A 21,942-nucleotide genomic window follows, 5' to 3' on the forward strand; every position below is an offset into this window, starting at 1 on the left:
TATTGCCGGGCGCTCTAAGTGGCAGTCTGGCGCCGGCAGGCCCTGGGCGAACTTCCGGCGGCGACCACTAGCGGTCGGGCTGCTCCCCGGGGATCGGGACGCCGTTCTCCCGTGCCCAGCGCAGGAGTTCTGTCTCGGCCGCCTCTCGTCCCACCAGGCCCGCCTCGAAACGGAAATCGAGCATGTGCGCCCGCGCCCGGCCGACCAGCTGGCCCGGCGGCAGGCCTAGCAGCTCCATGATGTCGTCGCCGGACAGCTCCGGGCGGATCGCGGCGATCTCCTCCTGTTCGGACAGGCGGGCAATTCGCTCCTCAAGCGCGTCGTAGGTCGCGGCCAGCGTCTCGGCCTTGCGCCGGTTGCGCGTCGTGCAGTCCGACCGGACGAGCTTGTGCAGGCGGGACAGGTGCGGCCCAGCATCGTGGACGTACCGGCGGACGGCCGCGTCGGTCCACTCGCCACGGCCATAGCCGTGGAACCGCAGGTGCAGAAACACCAACAGGGTGATCGCTTCTGTGACATCCTTGGGGAACCGCAGCGCCGCCAGCCGTTTACGGGTCATGTCGCGCCCGACCACCTCGTGGTGGTGGAAGGAGACACCACCACCGGAGATGTGCCGCCGGGTTCTGGGCTTGCCGATGTCGTGCAGCAGGGCGGCCCAGCGCAGTACCTCGTCCGGGCCGCCCTCGGGCAGCGGGTCCTCCAGCGCGATCGCCTGGCGCAACACGGTCAGGGTGTGGGTGTAGACGTCCTTGTGCTGGTGGTGCTCATCGATCTCCATCCGCAGCGCGGGCAGCTCCGGCAGGACGATGTCCGCGACCCCGATGTCCACGAGCCGCTCCAGCCCGACGACCGGGTCGGCCGAGAGCATGAGTTTGCGCAGCTCGTCCCGGATACGCTCGACCGATACGATCATCAACCGGGAGGCCCTGGAACGCATCGCCACGACCAGCTCGGCGACGGGGGTCAGCCCGAGCTGGGCTTCGAATCGGGCGGCCCGCAGGATGCGCAGCGGGTCGTCGTCCAAGGAGGCCACTGGGGAACCCGGGGTCCGCAGCACTGTGCGCGCGAGGTCCGCCATGCCGCCGAACAGGTCGACGAACTCATGGCCGGGCACGGACACGGCCATGGCGTTCACGGTGAAGTCACGGCGGGCGAGGTCGCCCTCGAGGGTGTCACCGTAGGCAACAGTCGGGTTCCGGGATGCCCGATCATAGGCTTCGGTGCGGTAGGTGGTCACCTCGAACCGCACCCCGGTACGGATCAGCCCGACGGTTCCGAACGCGATCCCGGCCTCCCAGACAGCGTCCGCCCAGTCGCGGGTAATCTCAAGGACACGTTCCGGCCGGGCATCGGTGGCAAAATCAAGATCAGCAGTACCCGCGCCAGCGCTCAGGCGACCGAGCAGCGCGTCCCGAACCGAACCACCGACGAGATACAGGCTGTGACCGGCGCGGGCAAAGAGCCGCCCCAGGTCATCCGCGGGAGCCGGTACCTTGAGAAGGGCGCTGACCGCCCGCTCCGCGGAGTCACGTGGATTATCCAGGCAGATCACTGACACTGTCTCAGGGTATCGGCCTCCCCCCGTGCAACGCCTTCGGCGTCGCACGGGGACCCCTGGCTCGTGGGCGAGCAACCAGCCGGGATTTTGGGATCTTCCCATAAAGATCCCAAAAAACACCACCCCCACCACACCCCTCCGGCGTCGCACGGGGACCCCTGGCCCGTAGGCGAGCAACCAGCCGGGATTTTGGGATCTTCCCATAAAGATCCCAAAAAACACCACCCCCACCACACCCCTCCGGCGTCGCACGGGGACCCCTGGCCCGTGGGCGAGCAACCAGCCGATAGTGACCGTACGCGGCAGATATGACGCGGACAGCTCGTACGATCAGCCTATGGCCCGGTCCTCGGCATCCCCTCGCCGACGACTTCGCCGGATGGAGGAAACTTCAGCGGGCGGGCTCGTACTGGATGACCCCTCAGAAATGGCCAACGCAGCGCTGATTGCGCGCCGTGACCGCCATGGCCGGCTGTTGTGGCCGCTGCCGAAAGGGCATGTCGAAGGCGGCGAGACCGCGGAACAGACAGCGGTTCGGGAGGTGGCGGAGGAGACTGGTGTGACCGGACAGGTACTCGGTCGGCTTGGCACGATCGGCTTCTGGTTCGCAACCGGATGGACGCGCGTGCGCAGAACCGTTCACCATTATCTTCTACTACGGACGATCGGGGAACTGTCGGACTCCGATATCAAGGCCAGCGAAGTCGCCTGGGCCCCAGCGGCGAAAATAGCGGGGCTGCTTGTCCATGCCGACAAACGCAGGCTCCTGTCCCAGGTGCCGAGCATCCTCACGGACGTATCGTGACAGAATACGGTTACCGCCTGACGATCAGAAGTGTTCGGATAGCCATCCTGATCATACTCTCAGTATCGGGATTGGTACTGAACGCAACAACTGTCCGTGCCCAGCCGCACTCGTCGTCCACCGGGCCTGTACGGATATCCACAGGATATACGCATGTATCCACAGCCTTGTCCCCAGGCAAAGCACAACTTCCGAGCCCGCGATTGGCTGGCTCTTCACCCGCGGCTTCAACGACCGCCACACCCTCCCCCAGCCAGCCCGTTCGCATCGCCATCGACGCGTTCACCCAGATCGCGAGTATGCAGATCCCTCCGAAGGTGACCGGTCGCCTGGAACTCACCGACAGTGCCCAGGTTTCCAGTCTTGAGGTGCGAGTCGACCTCGGACGTCCGTTGTCCAGTCGCAGTGACCTCGCGAACCTGCGCGACAGTACCGCGGCGGCGGCCGCGGCCAGCTATCCGACGCCGGTTGTCGCCCAACCGATAGCGAACCCGCTGATACCGGGCGCGCCGCCGGTGACGTTCACCGCGAGTGCCAGCCCGGCCACGCTGAACCTGCCGGCGGCACTGCGGGTGTACCCGGTGCGGATCGCCGCGAGCGGAACGGTGAACGGCCAGCGCAGGATCGTCGCGGCGGCCTACACCTTCCTGGTCTGGGCTCCCCTCAACGTCACCGCACCCACACCGATCTCGGTCGTGCTGCCGCTCGCGGATGTGCCGCGGCTACGCGCTGACGGCCGGCTGAGCGACGATGGCCTGACCGACCTCATCGCGCCGGGCGGCCGCCTCGACATGTTGCTGAACGCGGTCGTCCCCGCCCGGGGCGAGCAGACCTCGACCGTCACGCTCGCGGTTGACCCGGTGCTCGTGCAGACACTGAAAATCATCGCTGACGGACCATACGAGGTAGCCACACCATCCGGTCCGAGCCCCCGGCGCCCGGACCGGAACGCCACGATCTTTCTGGCAAAACTGCGGGCATTCGCGGACGCGGGTGGAACGGTCGTCGCTCTGCCCTACGGCGATGTCGACGTCGTGGCGCTGGCCCGGGCGCAGGAGTACCACAGCATTCTGGTGGCGTTACTGACCGGCCAGACCGTCGTCGCGAACGCAATCGGCCGCCCGCCGGACACGACGATCGCCTACCCCAGCGGCGGGCTCATCGACCAGACCACGCTCGACCTGCTGCGTCGGATGGGCATTACCACCGTAATCACAGATTCGCGGTTGCTGCCCCCGAAGGAGCCGGACAGGGGCTACACACCCGCGGCCATCACCAATATCGCGACCTCGGGCGGTGTCGCCCATGCGCTGGCCGCCGACACGGAACTGGCCAGGCTCGCGACCGGGCCCACGGCTCTGCCAGACTCACCGACCCAGGCAGAGTCGTTCCAGGATCTCGTCGCCGAAATTGCCATGATCACTGCGGAACGCCCGGGACTCGCCCGGGCCCAGACGCTGGCGCTGCCGCGTTACTGGGACCCACCGGCCGACTGGGCGCAGAAGGTGCTGGGCGGCCTGTCGACCCCGTTTTCCAGGCCGGTGCCCCTGGCCTGGACACCACCGGCGGGGCCGGCAGCCGCGAACGGCGAACGCGGCCCTCTCGGCTACCCGGCCTGGGCACGGGCAGCCGAGCTGCCGGCCAGCCGGATGATTGCCGCGGAAGATCTGCGTAGCCAGGTGCAGTCCCTCAAGTCCGTCCTTTGCCCACCGGGCTCGGGGCCATCTGGCATACGCAACTGCGTCGCCGCCGGCATAGACGCGATGGAGAACACACTCACCGCCACCGAGTCCGTCGCCTGGCGTGCCGGCGGCGCCGGCACGGACGGCGCGGACACCCTGAGCGCGGGTGTCGCCGGTGCGGTACGCGCCCTGCGGGACGGCGTCCGGATAGTCGCGTCCCGGAGCGTCTCGCTGACAAGCAAGCATGGCAAGGTTCCGGTCACTCTGGAGAACAACACCACATTCACCGTCAGCGTGGTTCTGTCCCTGGCCTCCACGGACCACTCACGGCTACGATCAGCAAGCAAATTGGCACTTACAGTGCCTCCTCTCCAGAAGGAGCAGGTCGAGGTCGACGTCAATGCTGAAGGCGCCGGTACGTTCCCGGTGAACATCCAGATCCTCACCCCCGCCGGACGGCCGCTGTCGGCCGACCCGCCGCTGCGGGTGCTGGTGAAGTCGACGGTCTTCGGGGTCATCGCGGTGGCGATCACTGGCGGTTCCCTGGCGGTCCTCGTGCTCGCCGTGGCGATCCGGCTGGTCCAGCGGCTGCGGGTCCTGCGCCGTCAGCCGCCCGGCGGACCGCCTCCGCCAGCCGCCCCTGTCCCGGCTGCGGCTGCGGCTGCGGCGAGGCCGGCATCAGTATCGGGATCACGGTCACTACCGATGCCCGGGAGCCCGGATGACCCGGATAGCGGAGATGATCCGGACACGCTGGAATGCGCCCGCCGGCTGCTTCCCGATGCTGCCGGACGCGACCCGCGGGCCAGCGAGCGCGGGGAAAGCGCGCACCGGAACGACGAGTACCGGAACGACGATCTGGAACGGCTCATCCGCGCGACCAATACCGTCAGGAGACAGGCAACCGTCAGGAAGCAGGGAACCACCAGGAACGAAGGAGCACGGTGGTGACGGCCGGACCCGGAGACGAGACCAGGAAACCGCCCGCCCGGCACCGCAGACGGCCCGGCTTCGATCCCGCCGGGCCGACGGTGCGGACAGCCGGCCCCATCGGTGCTCCACCGACCGGACAGCCGACCGGACCCCGGCGCCTCCCACCGGAACGGGAAACATACCCGGCCGGACCCGGCCGGCAGACCGGCGAGCAGCCGAAAAAGTCCAGCGGACGCGGTGCGATGACCCTGGGCCGAGCCAGCGGGACGATGGCAATCGGCACGGTCGCCTCCCGGGCCTCGGGGTTCCTGCGGACAGTGGCGATCGCGACGGCCATCGGCACAGGCGCGGCCGGGGACGCCTACAACGTCGCCAACACGACCCCGAACATCCTCTACGATCTGCTGCTCGGCGGAGTGCTGTCCAGCGTCATCGTGCCGGTACTCGTCCGGGCCACCAAGGACGACCCCGACCGGGGCGAGGCGTTCGCCTCCTCGCTGCTCACCCTGGTGGTGCTGGCGCTCGGTGGGGCGGTGCTGGTCGCGATGGTGGCCGCCCCGCTCATCGTCAGCGCTTATCTCGCCGCCGGCGGCGCTGAGCATGATCTCGCCGTGACGTTCCTGCGCTGGTTCCTGCCACAGGTGATCTTCTACGGCCTGGGCGCCACGATCGGGGCGATCCTCAACGTACGGCAGTCGTTCGCCGCGCCGATGTTCGCGCCGGTGCTCAACAACCTGATCGTGATAGTCACCTGTGCGGCGTTCGTCCTCGTGCCCGGACCGAGGCCGCCCACGGTCGGCGGGATCAGCGACGCCCAGGTCACGGTGCTGGCCGCCGGTACGACCCTCGGCGTTGTGATCATGACGTTCGCCCTGTTGCCGTCGCTGCGGGCGGTCGGCTTCCGCTACCGGCCACGGCTGGATCTGTCCCACCCGGGGCTGCGCCAGGCAGTGCGCCTGGCCGGCTGGACGCTGCTCTACGTGGCGGTCAGCCAGATCGGGTACCTGGTCATTGTGCGGCTGTCCAGCTCCGCAACGGCATATACCGTCTACACGTACGGATATCAGATCTTCCAGCTACCCTACGCAATCATCGCCGTATCAGTGATCACAGCGCTACTGCCACGGATGAGCGCGCATGCCGCCGACAATCGGCGCGACCTCGTCCGTCAAGATCTTTCCACCGGAATGCGCCTGGCCGCGGTCGTGATCGTGCCCGCGGCGCTCATGTTGCTCGCGCTGGGACGCCCGATCGCGGTCACGGTCTTCAATCACGGCGCCGTGAGCTACGCCGGCGCCCTGCGGATCGGCGACACCCTCTCGGCCTTCGCCGTCGCCCTGGTGCCGTTCTCGTTGTTCCAGGTGCAACTGCGTGCCTTCTACGCCCATCAGGACAGCCGTACACCCGCGCTGATCAACGTAGGCGTCGTGGCTACCAATATCGTTTGTGCGCTTGCGCTGAGCTCGCTGCTGCCCGAGAAACACCGCCCGGTTGCGCTGGCGCTCGCCTTTGCCGCTTCCTACCTGGTAGGTGTCGCCGCGTCGTCCACGCTGTTGCGGGCCCGTCTCGACGGCATCGACGGCGGGCGGATCTCTCGCATGCTCACCCAGGTGACCATCGCCGGAGGCCTGAGCGCGGTGCTGGCGGCCGTGGTTGCCTGGGGAGTGCGCGTGATCATCGGTACTGGCTGGCTCGGATCCGGCGTAAGTGTGCTCCTCGCCTGTGCGGTTGGGGTTATGATCTATCTCACGGCTATTGTCAGGATGCGACTGGCGGAGATGGCGGCGCTTGTCACGACCGTTCGTGGTCGGTTCGGTTCCCGATCGGCGCACTGATCCCAATCGCGACTGGTGCAATCACCGATCGCCAGGCCGGAGACTCGTACACTGAACAGGCCGCATCCGGCTACGACAGCCGGGCGCGCCGGTGATGACGGAGGCACAGTGGTCGACGGGCACAACCGACCGCCGTTGGCTGACGTCAATGAAGATGTGACGAGCAGCTCGACCCGCGGGGCCGATACCATGGCGGTACCCGCTTCCTCCCCGCAGCCTCCGGACGAGACCGGCCCAATGCCGCCGCCGGGGCCTGACACGCTGCCGATCAAGACCATGCTGGACGGCCGGTACCAGCTGCTGTCAGTGATGCACACACGTGGTCCGGTCACCCTGTGGCGTGGCGACGACCGCATCCTCGCCCGTTCCGTTGCCGTCCGCGTGGTGCAGCACTCCAAGCCGGATGCGCGTGACTCCGCGGCTGCGGCACGTGATCGAGCCGCCGAGATGCTGCTGTCCGCCGCCATCGGCTCCGGCCGGCTGGTTCATCCGGGCGCGGCGTCGACCTACGACGCCACCTCGACCACTACCGACACCGGCCCGGTGTCCTACGTGGTGAGTGAATGGGTGGAAGGCGTCTCCCTGCAGACGCTGTCCGCCGAAGGCCCGCTGCGGCCAGACCAGGCCGCCACGGTGATGCTGGCCGTCGCGCGGGTACTGGCCGCCGCACACGAGCGTGGCATCCACCACGGCGACCTGCGGCCCAGCGATGTCATCATCTCCGGGCACGGCATGGTCAAGGTGGTCGACCTCGGCACCGGTTCCGTCGTCGCCGCGCTGGAGAAGGGCGCCCACAGCCAGGCCGAGCCATGGGCTGACTCGGCCGACCTCGCCACTGACGATGTCCGGGCAATGGGTGGTCTGCTGTATTCGGCGCTGACCGGACGGTGGCCACTGAAACGCGAATGCGGGCTGCCCACGGCCCCGCGTACCAGTGACGGACGGACATGCTCACCGCGCCAGGTCCGGGCGGGCGTGCCGCGGAACCTCGACGCGCTCACCCTCGCCGTCCTCGGGGACGATCGGGCGAGCCGCCCGCCGATCGCATCCGCCGCGGAGCTCGCCGAGGCGCTCGAGGAGATCGCGCCGCCCGAAGGCACCCTGGACCTCGGCCGGGTCCGCATCGACGACGAGCCGCCGATGACCCGGGCCATGACTCCCGGGCCCATCACCTCGGGGTACGCCACTGCCGGGTACGCGGCGGACGCTGCCGGGGTGGGCCCAACCGGCGGTCACACGAGCGGCGGGTACCGCGGCGGCAACGACGGGGGCGCCTATCCGGTCAGTGGCGGCCGTCTCGACAACGGTGCCTATCCGGGCGGAGGCCTGGGCCGACTGCCCGCGCGGCAGCGCGGCGCGGCCCGGCGCCGCGGCGAGTACGGCTCGCCCTACCGCCAGGGAGCCTTCGCCTCACCACGCCGCGTCCTGGCAATCATGGTCGCGCTGCTGATCACCCTTACTCTGATCATTGTTGCGGCGATCGTGCTGACCCGGCAACCGCAGCAGAAAACCCCGGCCCCGCCGGGGCCGACCGCGTCACCGACCACTCCGGTAGGTGTCCTTCTCCCGCCCCCGACCGCCACCGCGTTCGACCCCCAGGGGACGGACGGCGACGAGAACAACAGCGAAGCGCCGAAGGCGGTGGATGGGAACGCCGCCACGGCTTGGACGACGAGTGGCTACAACAACACCGACGGCAGGCAGTTCGGCGGACTCCCCAAGTCCGGGGTAGGTCTTCGGCTGGACTTCGGCCAGCCTGTCACTATTCGTAAAATGACAGTTACATTTGGCGGCGGTCCAACCTCGTTCGAGCTGCGGGCCGGCGACGCGGTCGTCAACGACGTGAACAGCTATCCGGTCGTCGTCGGCGAGACCACCGCCGCGGCCGGCACAGCCGACGTGCCGGTACCGGCCGCGGCCGGTACCCACCGGTACTGGGTTGTGTGGCTAACCAAACTGCCGACGGTCTCCGACGGACGATTCAAGGGGTCGATCGTCGACATGTCCTTCCACTCCTGAAGCCGCGGCCCACCCGCACGTCGTCCCATGACCTCTTCCGAGCCGCCTGCGGCCGAGCCGTTCACGGTGGACATCGACGACGCCGCGCCCGTCCCGGCGACGGACCGGACCAGGCGGGATCAGGAGCTGCTCCGCCGGCACGCCGCCGGGGACCCGGAGGCGTTCGCCGCGCTGGTTCAGGCCCACGGCAACCGCCTGTGGACGGTCGCGGTCTGCATGCTGCGGGACCGCGAGGACGCCGCTGACGCCGTCCAGGAGGCCATGCTCTCGGCCTGCCGGGGTGCTGCCGCCTTCCGGGGGGAAGCGTCGGTGGCGACGTGGCTGCACCGCATCGTGGTCAACGCCTGCCTGGACAGGCTGCGCCGCCGTGCGGCCCGACCGCAGGTCCCATTGCCCGCGGACGGCAGGGGCGAACTGGCCGAACCACGCGATGTCATCGCTGAGGGCGAGACCCGGCTGGCCATCCACGCCGCGCTTGGCCAGCTGCCGGAGGCACTGCGGCTCGCCGTGGTACTCGTCGACGTCCAGGGGCATTCGGTCGCGGACGCCGCCACGCTGCTCGCGGTGCCGGTGGGCACAGTGAAAAGCCGGTGCGCGCGAGGGCGCGCAAAACTGGCTGTAATGCTCGACTACCTGTGTCCCGGGAACCCTGCGGCCTTCGATTCCGTCAGTGAGAGCAGGCACGTTAATGCGTCCGAAGCGGCCGGAGGAGGTGATCGGCAATGATAGCTGATCAACATCCGGATGTTGAGCGCCTCGACGCCTACGCCGAGGGCAACGCCGACGTCGACGGCAACGGTTCGTCATCCGGCGTGGCGCTGCATATCGGAGCCTGCCCGCAGTGCCGCGAAACCGTGACCGCGCTGCGGCGGGTGCGCCGGGATCTGGCGGCGCTCGCGTCGGTGACCATGCCTGAGGATGTCGCTGAAAGGCTGCGCGCCACTCTGGTTTCGGAACGGAACGGCCGGTTGCCCGGCAGCCGTGACTCGGCTGCCGGGCAACCGGCCCCATCCGGCTCATGGCGACCGGGCCGGCATCCAGGCCGCATCCACGGCCGGCTCAGCAGCCGGCTCAGCAGCCGGCCCAACGGCGGACCGCGGTTGGGCCGGCCCACGCGGATCCCGGCCTGGTTCACGGCGGCGACCTGCCTGATCATTGTTGTGGGCATGGTCGGCCTCATGGTGGCGCTGGCCCGCCAGCCCGGCCAGAGCGTGGCCAGTGCGAGCGGCGGCGAGTTGCCAGCACCACTGACGACACCGTTGCCGGCGCGGGCTCCCGGCGCGGACGCGGGAGACAGGTCCGCCGGTGAGGCCGCGTCCGCGCCGGTCTCGGACGCGGCCGGGCCCGCCATCCTCGCGCACACCGGACACCCGGTGAGCATGGCCGAAATTCCCCAGCACGCGCTCGATCTGGTAACCGGGCGGATACCGGGCACGTTGCGGGCACCGCTGCGTGCATATGACGCCGCCACGGCCGGCCCATCCACCGCGGTCGCCGCTGTCATCACCGAACTGACCCGGCCTGATCTGCGCCTGTGCTATCTCAGCCTGGCCACGCAGATAGGCGGGAGCATCGCGGCCCTCGATCTGGTGACCTTCAACGGCCAGCCAGCCGTCCTGGTCGTCCTGTCCGTCCCGACCGCCGCCGACCGGCTCCGGGTGATCGTGCTCGACGAACGGTGCAGCGTCACCAACCTGGCGGCAGCCCTGTGGTACAGCACAACCGCCTCCCAGTAATGCTCTTTTCTCGGTCGCTACCGGCGCGATGATGTCCTTACGCTCCTGACCGGGCCGAGCCGGAGTGTGACCGATTCCCCGGGAATCGGGTGTGCGGCGGAACGGTTGTGGCATGCGCACGGCCTCGCCGGCAGCCGTCGGCGACCTGAAAGGACAGGTGGAGATGTGACCGCGCAGAGCAACGGGAATGGATCGAACAGTCCGGATGTGCACGACGTCGTGATCATCGGATCCGGCCCGGCCGGCTATACCGCGGCGATATACACGGCACGCGCGAACCTGCGCCCGCTGGTCTTCGAGGGGGCCGTCTCAGCCGGAGGCGCGCTGATGACCACGACAGAGGTGGAGAACTTCCCGGGCTTTCCCGAGGGCGTCCAAGGCCCCGAACTCATGGAGAACATCCGCGGCCAGGCCGAACGGTTCGGCGCGGAGCTCGTGGCCGACGACGTCACCGCGGTCGACCTGCGGGCTGACCCAAAGATCATAACCGTGGCGGATGAGACCCACCTGGCCCGCACCGTGATTATCGCCACCGGTTCGTCCTACCGCATGCTGGGCATCGCGGACGAGGCCCGCCTCCTTGGGCACGGCGTGTCCGCATGCGCGACCTGTGACGGGTTCTTCTTCAGGAATCAGGACATCGTCGTCGTCGGCGGCGGTGACTCGGCGCTGGAGGAGGCAACGTTCCTGACCCGCTTCGCCCAGTCCGTGACGATCGTCCATCGCCGGGACCGGCTGCGGGCAAGCGCGATCATGCAGGAACGCGCCAAAGCCAACCCTAAGATCCGCTTTCGCTGGAACTCGGTGGTCGTGGCCATCCGCGGCGAGGACAAGGTCACCGGCATCCAGGTGCGCGACACCATCACGGGGGAGACCGCGGAGATCCCAGCGACCGGCCTGTTCGTCGCCATCGGCCACGAGCCCCGGTCGGAGCTTGTCCGCGGGCAGCTCGAATGTGACGACGCCGGGTACATCATGGTGGACCACCCTTTGACCAGCACCAGCCTTCCGGGTGTCTTCGCCTGCGGCGACGTCGTCGACCACATCTACCGGCAGGCCATCACAGCGGCGGGCACCGGCTGCGCGGCGGCGCTGGACGCGGAGCGTTGGCTGGCCGCGCGGGAAGACGGCGGCGAACCCATACCGCGGGTACCCGCGGAGGCTGTCGCGCCGTAGGAGCGCCCGGCAACATGGTGTGGATCAATGAGCGGAGCTGGGGTGCGGGCATCACGAGGCGGCGGAGGGAGCCATCAGAGGTGGTGGGTGACGGCCGGCGAGCCGGGGTACCCGTGCGTCGCGCGGCGATGGACGGGGAGCGATGACGCGAGGTGCGTGCCCTGGCCCCGCGACGCCGCGTCCCCTATTGCCGGGCGCAGGTGCCCCCTGGCCGCGGCTCACTGATCGAAAGCCCGATCTCACACACGCTCTAAAGGCCTGATCCGGTGGCGTCGTCCTGACGCCATCCCGGTAGCAACGATCAAAAGGAGATCATCATGGCAGGGATAACCAAGCCCGTCACCGACAGCACATTCGCTGATGAGGTCCTGGGAAGCAGCGTGCCCGTCCTGGTCGACTTCTGGGCGGAGTGGTGCGGGCCGTGCAAGATGATCGCTCCGGTTCTGGAGGAGATCGCGGCCGAGCATGGCGACAAACTGCGCGTCGTCAAGCTCAACATCGACGAAAACCCACAGATTGCCCGAAAGTACCAAATTATGTCAATACCCACCATGGCGGTTTTCGTGAACGGCGAGCTGGACAAGAGCATCGTCGGCGCGAAGCCGAAAGCGGCTCTTCTGCGAGATCTTTCCGCCTACATCTGAGAACCCGTTTTTAGATCTTCATTCGGGAGAACTCAGGGTCCCCGGATAGCGGCTTCACCGCTATCCGGGGTTAGCCTGTGTCCCCGTGACCCGTCCGTCAGTAGATCCGAGTGGTAACCGTGGGACGAGACTGCTGCGTCTCGGCGACCGTGATCCCTCCGTCATCGAAGTACGCGCCGCATTGATCTCCCTGTCGTTCCTGCCGGCCGCGCCACGCCAGCCAGCCACATCGCCGGTGCCTCCGGAAGACCGGAGACTGCGCGACCGTAGCTCCTTCGCCCAGCCGGGGGCCCAGGTCACGGACCCTGCCGACACACGCAGGCCCGATCCGGCACCGGCCGACGGGTCCCTGTTCGACGAGGCCCTGGATGACGCCGTCCGCGCGTTTCAACAGAGCCGAGGCCTGTCCGCGGACGGCGTCATCGGCCCGGACACCTTCCGGGTGCTGGACGAAGCCCGTCGCAAACTCGGCGACCGCCTGCTGTACCACAGCATCAACCATCCCCTTATCGGAGACGATGTGGCAGCGCTACAGGAACGGCTGTCGAACATGGGATTCGACGTAGGGCGGGCGGACGGCATCTTCAGCTCGCAAACGGAGACGGCGCTGAAGGACTTCCAGCACAACCGGGGACTGGAGCCGGATGGCCGCTGCGGACCGTTGACGCTCCGGGAGCTGAAGAAGCTGGAACGAACCGTTGTCGGAGGCCGTCCGGACGTGCTTCGGGAGTCCGTGCGACTGCTCCAGCGGGGTCCCTCCCTGCTCGGCGTCGTGGTCGCGATCGACCCCGGGCACGGCGGAGAAGATCCGGGGGTCACCGTCGGGAATCTGTGCGAACGTGACCTCATGGCCGACCTTGCCTCTCGGCTCGAGGCACGGCTGTTGACCTCGGGACTGGAGGCGTACCTCCTGCATGGTCCGCACGAGTCGCCGGACGACTCTGAACGTGCGCATCGGGCGAACGAAATCGGCGCCGACCTTCTCCTGTCGTTGCATGTGGACGCGGGCAGATCCCCGTGGGCGCAGGGGGTGTCGTCCTACTACTATGGCCACGCCCGAGGATCATCAGCCGTGGGTGAACGGCTGGCCGGACTTGTACAGAAGGAACTCGTATCACGCACTGATCTCGTCGACTGCCGCACCCATGCCAAGACCTGGGAGCTCCTGCGGCGGACGTTGATGCCGACCATCCGCACGGACCTGGGCTACCTCACGAACGCGCACGACGCCGCGGCGCTCGAGTCGCCGGAATTTCGGGCCACCGTCGCCGAGGGCATCCTCGCCGCGGTACAGCGCCTGTTCCTGCCTCCGGATCTCGACCCACCCACAGGACAGCTACGGGTACCGACACTTGCCTCGCGTACGGTCCGCTGAGACCTCGCGCACGGCCATGCGCACGGCCACGCGCGCAGCCCGCCGCCGGGTCAGCACAACCATCCCCTGTCGGCCGTCCCCCCTCGGAGGCCCGCCCGGAAAAACAGCTGCCAGCAGGGGACGGTCAGCCCGCGGGCGCTGTTCCGGCGGTGCTGCCGACCTGGCGCAGCATGCCCTCCGGCGCCATCGAACCGAGCAGCCGCTCAAGCGCGACCTCGACCTCCTCGCGCCAGCTCACGGCGTTCTTGACCTCAAGCCGTAGCCGTGGCCAACGGTGGTGCGGCCGGACCGTCTTGAAACCGACGGCAAGCAGGTACTCGGCGGGCACAACGCACCGAGTTCCCTCGCCCCGCAGATCCCCAAAGGCCTCAACAGCGCGGAAGCCACGACGCACCACGTCCTTGGCTACCGACTGGATGAGGACACGTCCCAGGCCCTGCCCGACGAAGTCATCCAGGATCTTCGCAGTCATAAGAAGCACGGCATCCGGGCTGACGGGACTCGTCGGGAAGGCCACCGACCGGGGCACGTACGCGGGCGGTGCGAACATCACGAACCCGGCCGCGGCGCCGTCCACATAAATAATCTTCCCGCAGCTGCCCCACTCGAGGAGGGCCGAGGAGACCCACGCTTCCTTCTCCAGCTCGGTGCCTCCGGCCTCCTCCGCTCGGCTGCGGGCGACAGGGTCCAGCTCCCAGAAAACGCAGCGGCGGCAGCGCCGCGGCATGTCGTCAATATTGTCGAGAGTGATGTTGGCAATGCGACGGCTCATAGCACAACGTTCCAGGTGGCCAGAGTCCCAGCGTCAACGTCACCACTGACATCCCTCACGCAACCAGGTTAAGGCATCCAATGTGGATCTTTTTCGAAACGTGGCAGGAGGTGAGACGGACAACGTCACGGGCCAGCCGATCAGCCCCGCAGCTGCTCGTTCCCAGCCCGGCGGCATGACGCGGGGCGCGGATCGGACAGGTAGTCCCAGTGAGATCGGTGCACCCTGAACCGGGCGGAGCTCGGCCGATGATCCAGAAACCGACCGGCGCGGCGCGACATCAAATGATCATTTTGCGCAATCAACCGGCGATGTTCCACGTGAAACGCCCGGATTGAGGCTGCCCGCGGCAGGCGGCCCCAACCAGAACGCCGCGGCGGCGCGTGGCGTGGCTGTCCAGCTCGCGGAGCGAGCCGAAAAATCCACGACGGACTTTCGGTAGCCCCGGCGATCGGCCGGACAGCACGCGGCCGCTCATTCCACCGCGGATCCTGATTCCGCTTCCGAGGCCGTCATCACCGCGACGATCCGCTCCAGGTCCTCGATGCTCCCGAACTCAACAGTGATCTTTCCTTTGCCGCGGCCCATGTCAACCTTCACGCGGGTGTCGAAACGGTCGGACAGGCGGGCGGCGAACTTGCCTAGAACGGGGGGAACAACCCGGGGAGCACGGGGAACCGTCTTGCGCGGCCCCTCCTCGCCCAGCGCCACGATTTCCTCGACAGCCCGGACGGACAGGCCCTCGGCGACGATACGGGTGGCGAGGCGATCCTGCGAATCAGGATCCACCAGCGACAACAGAGCCCGAGCATGGCCCGCGGAAAGCACCCCGGCTGCCACCCGGCGCTGGACCGCCGGCGGCAGACCCAGCAACCGGATCATGTTGGTGACGTGGGATCGCGACCGGCCGAGTTTCCCGGCAAGCTCCTCGTGAGTGGCGCCGAAGTCACGCAGGAGCTGCTCGTATGCCGCCGCTTCCTCAAGGGGGTTGAGCTGTTGGCGGTGCAGGTTCTCCAGCAGCGCGTCCCGGAGCATGGCGTCGTCGGTGGTGTCCCGCACGATGGCGGGAATCTGGCTGAAGCCCGCGAGCCGGGATGCCCGCCATCGCCGTTCTCCCATGACCAGCTCGTAGCGCCCAGGCATGATCTCGCGGACGACTATGGGCTGGAGCAGACCGACTTCACGCAGGCTCGCGGCCAGCTCCTCGAGCGTCTCCTCATCAAAATGCGTCCGCGGTTGACGGGGATTCGGCGTGACCGAGTCGACCGCGATCTCCCGGAAGGTCGCGCCATGAACCGGCGTCGGCCCGGTCCTCAGCCCGAAACCGCTGTCGATGCCGATGTCGGCGCCGTCCATGGCGGTCGGGATTAGCGCTCCCAGGCCTCGCCCCAGTCCACCCCTGCGCACTGTCACAGTCCCACCCCATTCGGCTCGAAGCCTCGCTCGGCAAGCTCGCGCGCGGCGGCCAGGTAGGACAATGATCCCCGCGAGGCAGGGTCGTAAGTCAGGACCGACCGGCCGTAGCTCGGCGCCTCGGCGATCCGCACATTACGCGGGATGGTCGTGCCCAGTACACGGGGCCCGAAGTGCTCCTTGACCTCGTGGACGACCTGGTCCGCCAGCCGCGTCCGCGAGTCGTACATGGTCAGGATGATGGTGGACAGACGCAGATCCGGATTGAGGTGGGCCTGCACGAGTTCGACGTTGCGGAGGAGCTGTCCGAGACCCTCGAGCGCGTAGTACTCACACTGGATGGGGATCAGTAGTTCCTTGGCCGCCACCAGCGCGTTGACCGTGAGGAGCCCAAGGCTCGGGGGACAGTCCACGATGATGTAGTCGACATCCTGCTTAAGCCCGGCAATCGCCCGCCGCAGGCGAGTCTCCCTCGCCACCACCGAAACCAGTTCGATCTCGGCGCCAGCGAGGTCGATGGTGGCCGGAGCGCAGTACAGGCCCTCGGATTCGGCGGACTGCACCACGACCTCGTCAAGTGGCCGATCCCCGAGCAGAACCTCGTAAATGGATGGGACACCGGACCGGTGGTCAACGCCGAGAGCAGTCGACGCGTTTCCCTGGGGGTCCAGGTCGATACACAGGACCCGGCATCCGTGCATGGCCAGGGCAGCCGCGAGATTCACTGTCGTGGTGGTCTTCCCGACCCCGCCCTTCTGGTTGGCCACCGTAATGATGCGCCGTCGGGTAGGCCGCGGAAACGGCCGTCGTCGTTCCATGGTCAAGGCTTCCACTGCCGCCGCTGCCGCCGCTCCGATAGGGGTGGATGGATCATGAGAGTCCAACGGTGGAGCCGAGGACCGACGCGCGGTCCGTCCCGCACCCATGGACGTGCTGCTTCCCCGCGACGCTGTTTCACGTGGAACGTGAGTGTCCACGTGCACGCTGCGCTTCCCGTTCTCGCCGTGCTTCACGCGTTTTCCTACTTCCCTGCCGGCGCCCAGGCTCAGGTGTGCCGCAAACGGCGCGCAACACGGTGGCCGGCTCCGAAAGCCGCCCGACTCCGCACTTCACGACGTCCACCTCGCACCAGCCCTGGGCATCCAGCTCACCTCGCGCGACCGACAACTCCTCGACAACGCGCGAACCGCGCAGTGCAAGCATGACACCGCCCGGTCCCAGCATCGGCACGAGCATCGCGCCCAGCCGTCCCAGAGGCGCGAGAGCCCTTGCGACGGCAACATCAAACTCGTGGCCTTCCACGGTAGTGCCAATGTTGGGCGCGCGTCCCCGGACAACCGTGACCCGCCCCTCAAGTCCGAGCCTCGCCACCGCTTCGTGCAGAAAGACGCACCGGCGCTGCATCGGCTCAAGAAGCGTCACCCTGATGTCCGGACGGGCGAGCGCGAGGGGAATCCCGGGTAGGCCGGCGCCGCTCCCCACGTCCACCACGGTGCTTGCTGGTCCGACTGCCTCCTCGACCACGGCGCTGTTCAACAGGTGACGATCCCAGATCCGATCGGTCTCACGAGGACCGATCAGTCCGCGTTCGACGCCGGCCGAGACAAGGATGTCGGCATACACACAGGCGAGGTCAAAAGCGTCTCCGAAGACGTCACGAGCAACGGCCGGCGGGCCGGGCACAGGCACCATGCGACCAGCATCCTCGCTGCCCGGATCGGGAAGCCTCGCGGAAGGCCGGAGCGGCTGGTGCGGGAAGCGCGGCCAACGCACCGCAGGGTCTGTTCACCGGCCTGTCCAGCGATAGCGGGACTCGGGCCGGCCGGTAGTACCGTAACGCTGCGTCCGGCTGGTGAGGTGCTGGCCGACGAGGTGCTCAAGATAGCGCCTGGCCGTGACACGGGAGATACCGACGACGTCAGCGACCTCCACCGCGGACAGAGGACCACCAGCAGCCCGGAGCTGGCCGATGACCATATCGAGTGTCACCGCGGACAGGCCCTTCGGCGCCTCGGCGGGAATCGGCTCACGCAGCGCGGCCAGCGCCCGGTCGACGTCATGCTGAGCCACGCCCCCGGGGCCGGGCTGTACGCCCGTCCCGGCGATCCGCCGCCGGTAGTCGACGTAGCGCTCGAGCCGCTCCCGGAAGGTCGCGAAACTGAACGGCTTGAGCAGATACTGAACCACACCGTAGGCAACGGCTGTCCGCACCACCGCGAGATCGCGGGCGGACGTGACGGCGATGATATCGACCGGCGCCCCGCGCCCGCGCAGCGCGCGGCAGACATCCAGACCGCCCATGTCCGGTAGATAGACGTCGAGCAGCACCAGGTCGACCGGGGTCTGCGCAACGAGCCGTAACGCCTCACCGCCGCGGTCGACCACACCCGCGACAGCGAAGCCCGGTATCCGCTCGACGTAGGTCTGATGCGCTTCGGCGATCAACGGGTCGTCCTCCACCACCAGGACACGGATGCCCCCGCCGGGCTCAACGGGCCTGGTCACCACGCCTGCCCTCACGGCACTGCCCGCACCGCGGGCGGCAGTGCCCCCACGACCGGTTCGAGCGGGAGGCGGACGGTGAAGACCGCTCCGCGGTCGTTGGTGACATCAATCCGGCCGCCATACCTGGCCACAACCTGCTGGACTAGGGCGAGCCCGAGGCCGCGGCCGTGGAGCGCGCCGCCGGCCTTGGTCGACCAGCCACGCGCGAACGCCGCCGCCGTCCGGGCCGGGTCCAGGCCGGGACCGCTGTCGGCTACCCGGACCATCAGCTCCTCCCGCTCCCCCTCGCCGTCCTCCCCAGTCACCTCACCTACGATCCGGACCGTCACCGCGACCCACCGCGGCGGTTGCCCGGCCAGCGCGGCGTCCACGGCGTTGTCCACAAGATTGCCGACCACGGTGACGAGCGCACGCGGGTCGATCGGGGTGGCATACGGCTGGGCAGCGTGCAGCTGGGTGTCATCGGTGATGACGAAATCAATGCCGTGCTCATGTGCCTGCGCGGCCTTACCGAGCAGCAGCGCGGCTAGAACAGGCTCGTCCAGGGCGGTCAGCAGCCGGTCGGCGAGCTGCTGGGATGCGGCAAGCTCCTCGGTCGCGAACTCGATGGCCTCCTGTTCCCGGTTCAGCTCAATGAGGGTCACGACGGTATGCAACCGGTTGGCGGCCTCGTGGGCCTGAGCACGCAGCGCCTCGGCGAACCCGCGTACGGAGTCAAGCTCACCGGTGAGCGCCAGGAGCTCTGTCGAGTCACGCAGCGTCGTCACAGTTCCCAGCGGACGGCCATCGCGGCTGGCCGGTGTCTGGTTGACCGCGAGCACCCGGTTACCGGCCAGGTGGATCTCGTCGGTGGCCCGTCGCCCAGACTCCAGCAGCTCGGACAGGGAGCCGGCAACGAGCAGGTCACGCACTAGCCGCCCATCTGCCATCGCGGGCAGACCCAGCAGCCGCACGGCCTCGTCGTTGGCGAGCAGCAGCCGGTGGTCGGTGCCGACGACCAGTAAACCTTCCCGCACCGCGTGCAGGACCGCCTCGTGATGCTCGTACAGCCGGACGATCTCTGCTACGCGCAGGCTCCTGGTCTGGCGCCGCAGCCGCCTGCTGACCAGTACCTCACCACATGCCACGAAGATGAGCACCGCAACCGCGGTTCCGATCAGCACCGGCAGCTGGCGTCGCAGCGTGGCGGAGATCCGCTCGAGGGTGATCCCGGCTGCCACCATGCCGACGACATCTCCTCGCTCGTCGAGAACGGGCACCACCGCCCGAACGGATGGTCCGAGCGTGCCGGTGTAGGTTTCCGTGAAAGCCTTGCCACGCGCGGCAGCCGCAATGTGGCCCACGAAAACGCCGCCGATCCGAGCCGGGTCCGGATGGGTATAGCGCACGCCACCCGGACTCATCACCACAACGAAGTCCACCCCGGTCGCACGGCGGGTCGCTTCGGCGCGGGGCTGCAGCGTGGCACTCACGTCAGGGGACCGCAGCGCCGCCAGGAGCCCCGGTGACTGGGCGAATGCCGTGGCGACGGCCAGTGCCTTACCGCGAGCGGCATCCCGTTCTCCGTGCCTGGCCTGGACAACGAACGTTGCCGTCGCAGCGGCAACGAGCACGGTGACGACGATGACCTGGACGACCAGCACCTGCCCGGCGAGGCTGCGCCAGCGTAATCGCCGCACCCACCCAGGCCCGGGGCACGAATGATCATAAATCCGCCGCACACATCCCAGTGTGACCCCGGTCACCCGGTCTTGTCGTCGGCCACGGGCCGCCGCCATGACCGATATGAACGAAAGCGCGGGATGCCCTGTGACTGCTGTCACTGTTCGGCCCAGTCGACAACAGCTCGGCGGTCCTCGCTGGCGAGACGAGGCCCCGCCGGCAGAGGAGGAACCGATGGCCGTCCATGCGTCCGCCGCTAGGAACGGTGTCCGAAGGAGCTGGTACCGCCAGCTCTACCCGTGGGTCCTGATCGGCATCGCGGCCGGTATCGCCGTGGGAGGTCTCTTTCCAAAGCTCGGGGAGAACCTGCAGCCACTGGGCACGACGTTCGTCGACGCAATCAAGATGATTGTCGGCCCGATCATCTTCTGCACAGTCGTCGGAGGAATCGCACAGGTCGGTGATCTGCGTCGGGTCGGCCGCCTCGGACTGAGAACGATCGGGTACTTCGAGTTCGCCACCACCCTCGCCCTGATCCTCGGCCTGGTGGTCATGAATGTGCTCCAGCCGGGGAAGGGCGTACATGCCAATGCCAGGACGATCTCGGTTTCAAAAACGGTCAACGGTTATATCTCGCAGGGCAAGGACCCAGGCTGGGGGCACTACCTCACCGACCTTGTGCCCAACAGCGTGGTCGGTGCCTTCGCGAACGGTGTCACGCTCCAGATCCTGTTCTTCTCGGTACTGTTCGGCATCGCCCTCAACCTGAGCGGCCCCACGAGCACGCCGATCACGTACGGTATCGAGCGGCTGAGCAAGGCACTGTTCCAGGTGCTGCGGATCATCATGTACGCAGCCCCGGTCGGTGCCTTCGGCGCGATCGCCTTCACGACCGGCACGTACGGACTACATACGTTGAAAAGCCTCGGAAAGCTGATCGCGATCTTCTACGGAACGTCGGCATTTTTTGTGATCGTCATACTCGGCGTCATCGCCGCGGCATGCGGGATAAACATGCTGAAACTCCTCCGCTACCTCAAGGACGAACTACTGATCGTCCTTGGCACGTCATCATCCGAGTCGGTGTTGCCGCAGCTCATGCGCAAGCTCGAACACGCCGGCGCACCGCGCCAGATCGTCGGGCTCACCGTGCCGACCGGATATTCGTTCAACCTTGACGGCACCTGTATCTACCTGACGCTGGCCTCGCTCTATGTCGCCCAGGCCCTCGACATCAGGCTGTCCCTCGGTCAGCAACTCGCCATCATCGGCGTGCTCCTGCTCACCTCCAAGGGTGCCGCGGGAGTCACCGGCTCCGGGTTCATCATCCTGGCCGCCACCCTGTCCACGGTGGGAACAATCCCTGTCGCGGGCATCATGCTCATCTTCGGCATCGACCGGTTCATGTCCGAATGCCGCGCGCTCACCAACGTCTGTGGCAACAGCCTCGCCACCCTTGTGATCGCACAATGGGAGGGTGTTCTCGACACAGACAGGATGAACCGCGTCTTGAACGGCGAGCCGATCCCCTCCGTCGGTGGCCTGGCCGAGGCCGATCCCGTACCGCTCGGAGTCCGCCCGCTGGAAGTCCCTACGGGCGGGACCACGGCTTCCAGCACCAGCACCGAGCCACTCGCGCCGCTGGTCCTTACAAACCCCGGCAGCCCGACGGCGCGGCGCTGACAATGTTCGGTTAGAGCGCCCGGCAATAGGGGTGTGGATCAAAGAGCGGGGCTGGGGTGCGTGCATCGCAGCGATGGACGGGGAGCGATGACGCGAGGTGCGTGCCCTGGCCCCGCGACGCCGCGTCCCCTATTGCCGGGCGCT

General features: G+C 67.8%; 17 protein-coding genes. 10 read left to right on the top strand and 7 right to left on the bottom strand.

Annotated elements, in window-relative coordinates; genetic code table 11:
• Positions 1–67: 67 nt before the first annotated feature.
• On the bottom strand, positions 68–1,552 hold the full coding sequence (locus MJ777_RS07260) for a CCA tRNA nucleotidyltransferase (RefSeq protein WP_239307975.1): 1,485 nt from the start codon (positions 1,550–1,552) through the stop codon (positions 68–70).
• Between the two features lie 385 nt (positions 1,553–1,937).
• Here MJ777_RS07260 and MJ777_RS07265 point away from each other — a divergent pair, with 385 nt between their 5' ends.
• The 9 genes from MJ777_RS07265 (at position 1,938) to MJ777_RS07305 (ending at position 13,763) form a co-directional block, all read left to right on the top strand.
• Positions 1,938–2,363, top strand: a complete 426-nt coding sequence (locus MJ777_RS07265) for an NUDIX domain-containing protein (protein WP_239307947.1) — start codon at positions 1,938–1,940, stop codon at positions 2,361–2,363.
• Positions 2,360–4,996 (top strand): DUF6049 family protein, encoded by a 2,637-nt coding sequence (locus MJ777_RS07270; protein WP_239374383.1) that lies wholly within the window; start codon positions 2,360–2,362, stop codon positions 4,994–4,996. Before MJ777_RS07265 ends, MJ777_RS07270 begins: the two co-directional genes overlap by 4 nt.
• Complete coding sequence (murJ, locus tag MJ777_RS07275; RefSeq protein WP_239374386.1) at positions 4,993–6,813, top strand: murein biosynthesis integral membrane protein MurJ; 1,821 nt, start codon at positions 4,993–4,995, stop codon at positions 6,811–6,813. The genes MJ777_RS07270 and murJ overlap by 4 nt, the downstream gene beginning before the upstream one ends.
• 237 nt (positions 6,814–7,050) lie before the next feature.
• A complete protein-coding gene (locus MJ777_RS07280; protein WP_239374389.1) occupies positions 7,051–8,832 on the top strand; it encodes a protein kinase family protein in 1,782 nt (593 codons plus the stop codon).
• 27 nt (positions 8,833–8,859) lie between these two features.
• Positions 8,860–9,558: an RNA polymerase sigma factor SigM gene (gene sigM / locus MJ777_RS07285; RefSeq protein WP_239307951.1), complete on the top strand. Its 699-nt coding sequence runs from the start codon at positions 8,860–8,862 to the stop codon at positions 9,556–9,558.
• Positions 9,555–10,568: an anti-sigma factor gene (locus MJ777_RS07290; RefSeq protein ID WP_239374392.1), complete on the top strand. Its 1,014-nt coding sequence runs from the start codon at positions 9,555–9,557 to the stop codon at positions 10,566–10,568. Before sigM ends, MJ777_RS07290 begins: the two co-directional genes overlap by 4 nt.
• A 165-nt stretch (positions 10,569–10,733) precedes the next feature.
• Complete coding sequence (trxB, locus tag MJ777_RS07295) at positions 10,734–11,744, top strand: thioredoxin-disulfide reductase (protein WP_239374395.1); 1,011 nt, start codon at positions 10,734–10,736, stop codon at positions 11,742–11,744.
• Between the two features lie 317 nt (positions 11,745–12,061).
• Entirely contained in the window at positions 12,062–12,388 is a 327-nt protein-coding gene (trxA, locus tag MJ777_RS07300) for a thioredoxin (protein WP_239307954.1), read from the top strand.
• An 85-nt stretch (positions 12,389–12,473) separates the two neighbouring features.
• The gene (locus MJ777_RS07305) at positions 12,474–13,763 is read left to right on the top strand and encodes an N-acetylmuramoyl-L-alanine amidase (RefSeq protein ID WP_239307955.1); all 1,290 of its coding nucleotides are present in this window, start codon (positions 12,474–12,476) and stop codon (positions 13,761–13,763) included.
• 124 nt (positions 13,764–13,887) lie between these two features.
• Here MJ777_RS07305 and MJ777_RS07310 read toward each other — a convergent pair whose 3' ends face one another.
• From MJ777_RS07310 to MJ777_RS07335, 6 genes are all read right to left on the bottom strand, one after another.
• Positions 13,888–14,535: a GNAT family N-acetyltransferase gene (locus MJ777_RS07310; RefSeq protein WP_239307956.1), complete on the bottom strand. Its 648-nt coding sequence runs from the start codon at positions 14,533–14,535 to the stop codon at positions 13,888–13,890.
• 474 nt (positions 14,536–15,009) lie between these two features.
• Complete coding sequence (locus MJ777_RS07315; RefSeq protein ID WP_239307957.1) at positions 15,010–15,948, bottom strand: ParB/RepB/Spo0J family partition protein; 939 nt, start codon at positions 15,946–15,948, stop codon at positions 15,010–15,012.
• Positions 15,945–16,874 carry a ParA family protein gene (locus MJ777_RS07320; protein ID WP_305039269.1) on the bottom strand — a complete coding sequence of 310 codons (930 nt, stop codon included), beginning with the start codon at positions 16,872–16,874 and terminating at the stop codon, positions 15,945–15,947. The genes MJ777_RS07315 and MJ777_RS07320 overlap by 4 nt, the downstream gene beginning before the upstream one ends.
• A gap of 28 nt (positions 16,875–16,902) precedes the next feature.
• The gene (rsmG, locus tag MJ777_RS07325; RefSeq protein ID WP_239374412.1) at positions 16,903–17,640 is read right to left on the bottom strand and encodes a 16S rRNA (guanine(527)-N(7))-methyltransferase RsmG; all 738 of its coding nucleotides are present in this window, start codon (positions 17,638–17,640) and stop codon (positions 16,903–16,905) included.
• Positions 17,641–17,733: 93 nt separating this feature from the next.
• Positions 17,734–18,456, bottom strand: coding sequence for a response regulator (locus tag MJ777_RS07330; protein WP_239374415.1), 723 nt, complete (start codon positions 18,454–18,456; stop codon positions 17,734–17,736).
• Positions 18,457–18,464: 8 nt separating this feature from the next.
• Entirely contained in the window at positions 18,465–20,132 is a 1,668-nt protein-coding gene (locus MJ777_RS07335) for a sensor histidine kinase (RefSeq protein WP_239374418.1), read from the bottom strand.
• Positions 20,133–20,349: 217 nt separating this feature from the next.
• Between MJ777_RS07335 and dctA the strand changes: the two genes are divergently transcribed.
• Positions 20,350–21,798 (top strand): C4-dicarboxylate transporter DctA, encoded by a 1,449-nt coding sequence (gene dctA, locus MJ777_RS07340; protein WP_239374433.1) that lies wholly within the window; start codon positions 20,350–20,352, stop codon positions 21,796–21,798.
• The last annotated feature ends 144 nt before the right edge of the window (positions 21,799–21,942 follow it).

This window comes from Protofrankia sp. Cj5 (assembly GCF_917627405.1).
Taxonomy (GTDB): Bacteria; Actinomycetota; Actinomycetes; order Frankiales; family Frankiaceae; genus Protofrankia.

Coding starts and splice junctions, on each gene's coding strand:
- MJ777_RS07265 (WP_239307947.1), top strand. CDS start 1,938: ATGGAGGAAACTTCAGCGGGCGGGCTCGTACTGGATGACCCCTCAGAA.
- MJ777_RS07280 (WP_239374389.1), top strand. CDS start 7,051: ATGCCGCCGCCGGGGCCTGACACGCTGCCGATCAAGACCATGCTGGAC.
- sigM (WP_239307951.1), top strand. CDS start 8,860: ATGACCTCTTCCGAGCCGCCTGCGGCCGAGCCGTTCACGGTGGACATC.
- MJ777_RS07290 (WP_239374392.1), top strand. CDS start 9,555: ATGATAGCTGATCAACATCCGGATGTTGAGCGCCTCGACGCCTACGCC.
- trxA (WP_239307954.1), top strand. CDS start 12,062: ATGGCAGGGATAACCAAGCCCGTCACCGACAGCACATTCGCTGATGAG.
- MJ777_RS07310 (WP_239307956.1), bottom strand. CDS start 14,535: ATGAGCCGTCGCATTGCCAACATCACTCTCGACAATATTGACGACATG.
- MJ777_RS07320 (WP_305039269.1), bottom strand. CDS start 16,874: ATGGGTGCGGGACGGACCGCGCGTCGGTCCTCGGCTCCACCGTTGGAC.
- rsmG (WP_239374412.1), bottom strand. CDS start 17,640: ATGGTGCCTGTGCCCGGCCCGCCGGCCGTTGCTCGTGACGTCTTCGGA.
- dctA (WP_239374433.1), top strand. CDS start 20,350: ATGGCCGTCCATGCGTCCGCCGCTAGGAACGGTGTCCGAAGGAGCTGG.